6 protein-coding genes are annotated in these 4,539 nt (G+C 61.0%); all 6 read right to left on the bottom strand.

Going from position 1 to position 4,539, the window contains the following annotated elements; translation table 11 throughout:
• Positions 1 to 21: 21 nt before the first annotated feature.
• The 6 genes from VGP75_RS01645 to VGP75_RS01670 are packed head-to-tail and all read right to left on the bottom strand — an operon-like array spanning position 22 to position 4,364.
• Positions 22 to 387 carry a phage tail protein gene (locus VGP75_RS01645; RefSeq protein WP_327541990.1) on the bottom strand — a complete coding sequence of 122 codons (366 nt, stop codon included), beginning with the start codon at positions 385 to 387 and terminating at the stop codon, positions 22 to 24.
• On the bottom strand, positions 387 to 2,102 hold the full coding sequence (locus VGP75_RS01650) for a hypothetical protein (protein WP_327541991.1): 1,716 nt from the start codon (positions 2,100 to 2,102) through the stop codon (positions 387 to 389). The genes VGP75_RS01645 and VGP75_RS01650 overlap by 1 nt, the downstream gene beginning before the upstream one ends.
• A gap of 8 nt (positions 2,103 to 2,110) precedes the next feature.
• Positions 2,111 to 2,773 (bottom strand): hypothetical protein, encoded by a 663-nt coding sequence (locus tag VGP75_RS01655; protein ID WP_327541992.1) that lies wholly within the window; start codon positions 2,771 to 2,773, stop codon positions 2,111 to 2,113.
• On the bottom strand, positions 2,770 to 3,462 hold the full coding sequence (locus VGP75_RS01660) for a phage adaptor protein (RefSeq protein WP_327541993.1): 693 nt from the start codon (positions 3,460 to 3,462) through the stop codon (positions 2,770 to 2,772). Before VGP75_RS01660 ends, VGP75_RS01655 begins: the two co-directional genes overlap by 4 nt.
• 5 nt (positions 3,463 to 3,467) lie before the next feature.
• Positions 3,468 to 3,869: a hypothetical protein gene (locus VGP75_RS01665; protein ID WP_327541994.1), complete on the bottom strand. Its 402-nt coding sequence runs from the start codon at positions 3,867 to 3,869 to the stop codon at positions 3,468 to 3,470.
• Between the two features lie 57 nt (positions 3,870 to 3,926).
• A complete protein-coding gene (locus VGP75_RS01670; RefSeq protein ID WP_327541995.1) occupies positions 3,927 to 4,364 on the bottom strand; it encodes a hypothetical protein in 438 nt (145 codons plus the stop codon).
• Between the last annotated feature and the right edge of the window lie 175 nt (positions 4,365 to 4,539).

The raw sequence follows: 4,539 nt of genomic DNA on the forward strand, positions 1-4,539 counted from the left end.
AGCCATGATGCGCGTCCTTCATCAGATACGGATTGCCCAAGTGTTCAGGCCAATCGGTGTGGGGTTTGGCAGGTTGAAGGTCGTTGATCCGTCCCCTGCCCCAAATTTTGTGCCAATCTTGCGGAACAGGGCGGGATAAGCCGCGCGTGACACCGCAGCGCCATTGGCCGCTATCCAGCCCTTGTCGATACTGCCTGCGAATAGCTGCATGGAGCCGGTGCTGGGCGTGCTGGACGCAATCAGTTGCGCCACGCCATCTACGATCCGCGCCTCATCCTCACGGCGCAGAGCGGCCTTGCCGGGCGTGCGTGGTCGCTCCCCAAGCAACACCGCCAGTTTCTCCATTGTTGACTGTGACAGCCCGTATTGTCCGGCTTGATCAACCATCAGGGCACCGCCAATTCATCAAGGCTTTCGCCCATTGAAATTGAGGTCACTTCCGCGTTTCCCTCGATTTCGATTTCCCAGACCTTTGAGCGGAACCCGCCCGGCAGGCGCTCTGGTCGGTTGAATCGGTCGATCTCGCGCACCAGTCGGCCATCGGCATAGACGCGGGTTTTCAGAACGGATTGTGCCTCGGTTGTGTTGGCCTCGATCAATATTCCCGCAAAGGATGCAGGCGACACCATGAAAAACGTCTTTGAACGCCATGTGTAGGATGTGGCCGGTGCGCGGCGACTGTCGAACTGCGCAACTTGCTGGTTGTCGATCAAAAGGAACAGGTTGCCCGACACGGGATCGAAGAAAAGATTATCTGGCGATCCTACCGCGCCCGGATCAGTCCGCATAAAGTGGGGCTGCTCGCCTGTCAGGTCGATAAACCCGATGGAGTTGATTGCGGCGCTGGTAAACGGTGTCCCGCCCTCGTAATTGACAAAGCCCACAATGAGCGAGTCTGGTGTGCCGCCGTTGAACGTATCGGCAGGGACCGGATCAAGCACGGCCTCGCCACCATCCACGGTGTCAATATCGCCAGACCGATAGGCAAAGGCGTAGCGGCCATCATAGTTGGCGGCAAAGAAGCTGGCAGGGGACAATGCGCGCCAGTCGTCGCGGCTGAACAGGCTGCGCGATGCGAGTTGCGCACCGCTGGCGGTCAGGACCACAAGCCCGTCATTGGATGGATAGGCAACGGCATAGCCCAGATCCACAACGCCTTGCCGCGAAATGCAGGGCAGGCTTGCCTCCATGCGCTGCATTGCCATGCTTTCGGGAGCGGTGCCTTGGGCAATGTATGGCGTGCCTTTGGTCAGGATCGCCAGCGTTGTGCCGAAGGATGCCAGCGCCACAATATCGAAGTCCACGATCAGGCGATACTTCTCCGGCCATGCGTGCGGGCGGAATGGCTCGGAAAACAGAACCTCTTTCCCGTTGAACGCGGCCATCATCCCATTGGGCATGGAGACAAGCCCCTGCATGGTTGCGGGGGGCGGGTCAAAGTCGGCAGAGGGAAGCACCTCCTGCAACGGGTTGGCCGCGTCGTCGTGGCTATAGCTGGCCGTGGCGGCTGGAATCTCGGCCACAAAATACAGATCGGTGACGCCAAGCCCGCTGGTCTGGGAGCGGTAAAGCCTGATCCGGTCGATACCTCGGCCAGCGGGCACGGCAGAAAACCCCGATACTGTCACGGTGCAGCCTGCGGACCAAAGCAACGCGGCGCTGACAGGCGACGGCGCGCTTTCCTCATCGAACTGCGTGACGAATGTATAGGCGTAGACGATTGTTTGCGCGATTTCTGCGGACAGCGTGCCCACAAGGGCCAGCGTTGGCGCGGCTGCGGGGGCATTCAGCGCCAGAGGATAGTCAACGCCGCCCACGATCATGCGTGGCGGGTCGGTTTCCTGCGAGTAATACAGCCTGTCCTGCGCAACTGGGCCGGGGGCCACATCGACCGGCTGACTGAAAGCCAGCCATACGCCGTTGTGCAGATAGAAGCCCTGCGCAGGCGCGGCGAACTCATGCACGCCGAAGCTCTCACGGAAGGCGATGACATTGCCATCGTCCAGTCGGGCGTTGCTGCTGATGGTTGCGACGTTTTCAGGGAGAAGGCGCGCGGATCGCCGGGGTATCTCGCCTTTGAAGTCTGCGATGCGGATCTTCATGGCTCACCTCAAAAATCGTTATAGCGTGTGCGCCTGCGTGCCCGCTGCTGCCCGGTCAGGCTGACCGAGAAGTGTTGATCCATCACAGCATTGAACCGCTGGCCGTAGAGCAATGCCGCGTTGATGTCTGACCACGGCTTGCCGGGCTGCGCCAAGAGGCGGGCCAGTGCGCCCGCTGCGATTTGCTCCGCGTGCATTTTGTAGATGAACTCTGGCACAACGTCGTAGGCGTCCGTGATAATGCCGTTGTAGTCCTCGCCCATTTCCGTGCCGTTGACCGGCTTGAGAAACAGGGACAAAGACAGCGTGCCTTCCAGAAAGGGCAGGATGCGGACAGTGTTGTATTGCGCCTGCGTGATATACTTGGGCGGCGTGCCTGCGGTGTTCTCGAAGGTCTTTTCGTCCACGTCCGAGAATTGCAGCGGTTCCAGCTTGATCTCTTCATTGAACACGGCGGATTCGATCCGGTGGATGGCGGCATAGGGCGGCGCGGTCAGGGCGCGACCATCGCGGTTGATGGTCACGGTAGTCAGGTGACGCCAGCACAGCGTGCGCTCGCAGAACTCGATAGCGGCCAGTCGCAGATTGAACGTCGCAATCGACGGTGGGCACTCCGGCGCATGTGGCAGGACCATCGGCAGGAATTGCGTGAGCGAGACGGTGACGGTCATGCTTGGCCCCTGCTGTTGGTGGTGTTGACGTTGGCCGCGCCCTCGATGCCCTGACGGATGCCAAGGGCTTGCTGGAACAGTTGGTAATGCGCCTGCGCGCGCTGCACGGAGCCGTTGAGGATCGTGTCCTCGGCATAAGCGCGATAGGCCACGTAATCGGCCAAGGCGTTGAAATAGACGCGATCCAGCGGCGCGGCGGTGGCGCTTGTGATCGGGCTGGCAATGGCGTCGGGGATCAGCGCGACAATCGCCTCGATAATGCCGGTCCCGTCGTTGCCGGGGAAGACATAGAACTGACGCGGCTCGAACTCGTCTGCAATGACGTGCTGCACGGTCCGCGCATACGGAATCGTGGCAGCGCTGTGCCAGTCAAGGAACTGGTCATTGAGAATGTCGCGGCGCGTGGGTGTGATCGCCCTGCCCCCGGCGCGTGGCGTGGCTCCTGCGTCTCCGGTGACGTTGCGGACGGCCCGGATCAGGCCGGAATAGGCTTCCGGCACTGTCTGAAGCGTGCCAGCGGCAAGCGGCAACTCCACGGTGCGGGAAAAGGCGGAAGGCTTCTGAACGGCGATTTCCAAAAGCCCGTCGTTGAAATATTCGAGCTTGCTGGCTGCGGTCCAGCGCACCTCGTCAACGTCGCTCAGTGCCTTGGAGGCGCGCGATAGAACATCAGCGACGTTGACGGGCATGGCTGTTACTCAGCCTCTTTGGCGGGGGCCTTGCGGATCATATCAATGATCTTGTCGCGCTTGACCTTGTGGTGAGGCTTCTTGCCGTAGGCGTCTTCGTAAAGCTGGTCGAGCACCTCGTCGGGCGCGTCTTCCAGCGGTGTCGGCGCGTCTTCGTCGCCCTCGTCGCCGGTGGGCGCGTCAGTTGTTGCAGCGGGCGCAACAGGTGCCGCCTGCACTACAGGCTCAACGGGCGCGTTCGGGTCATAAACCGTGAATGACGGGATCGACAGAAAACGCTGGATATGCGCCGGGGTTTCGACCTCGGCCACATGCGCGCCGTCTGCGGTCGGCTCGAAGTGGTATTTCACCCCTCCAATGGAGTGGATGGAACCGTTCGGGCGTTTGGTGGTGTGTTCGATCAGCATGGCTTCCTCCGTGATCGTGGGGCAGCGCGCGGATCTGGCCCGCGCGCCGCAATGTCATCAAGCGATGTAGTCGATCTTGACCGTCAGCTTGGCCGCACCGGCTGCGACGTTGGCCGCAACCTTTGCACCGATTGCGCGGTGGTAGTTTTGGCGGGCAACACCAAGGCAAGTTGCCAGTGCGGCATTGGCCGTGGCGTTGTTGACGCTGGTATCATTGAAGATTTCAGCGCCGACGGTGCGTTCGCCCACGGTATCGCTGGGGGTGCCGGTCATGATACCAATGTCAGCCGTGGTCGCACCAAGGCCGGTGCCGATGATAGTCGCACCGACGATCTGTGTTTCGGCAGGCAGGAGGCCAAGCTCGATCACATCGGTGGCTGTCGCATAGGCGTCGGTGAAGGTGTATTCAAAGATGGCAGTCGTGACGATACCGGCCTGATATGCCGAAGGCGTCGCGGCCTGCCCCTTTGCTGTGGAACTCTGGAAGATAGCCATCTGGCGAATCCTTCTATTTCAAGCGGGGTTGGGGATGGAGCGGCGCGAACGCCGCCCCGCTAAATCAGACCGGGACCGCGTAGGTATCCAGCGCAATCACGCCAAAATCGCGTCCGTTATAGCGCGACTTCTTCACGCCCATGATGACACCGGCAACGACGGTTGGCTCGTTGTC

Source organism: Yoonia sp. (assembly GCF_036007805.1).
Classification (GTDB): domain Bacteria; phylum Pseudomonadota; class Alphaproteobacteria; order Rhodobacterales; family Rhodobacteraceae; genus Yoonia.

Bases quoted from the DNA above. Each gene is read 5' to 3' on its own strand.
- VGP75_RS01645 (WP_327541990.1), bottom strand. From the start codon at position 387: ATGGTTGATCAAGCCGGACAATACGGGCTGTCACAGTCAACAATGGAG.
- VGP75_RS01650 (WP_327541991.1), bottom strand. From the start codon at position 2,102: ATGAAGATCCGCATCGCAGACTTCAAAGGCGAGATACCCCGGCGATCC.
- VGP75_RS01655 (WP_327541992.1), bottom strand. From the start codon at position 2,773: ATGACCGTCACCGTCTCGCTCACGCAATTCCTGCCGATGGTCCTGCCA.
- VGP75_RS01660 (WP_327541993.1), bottom strand. From the start codon at position 3,462: ATGCCCGTCAACGTCGCTGATGTTCTATCGCGCGCCTCCAAGGCACTG.
- VGP75_RS01665 (WP_327541994.1), bottom strand. From the start codon at position 3,869: ATGCTGATCGAACACACCACCAAACGCCCGAACGGTTCCATCCACTCC.
- VGP75_RS01670 (WP_327541995.1), bottom strand. From the start codon at position 4,364: ATGGCTATCTTCCAGAGTTCCACAGCAAAGGGGCAGGCCGCGACGCCT.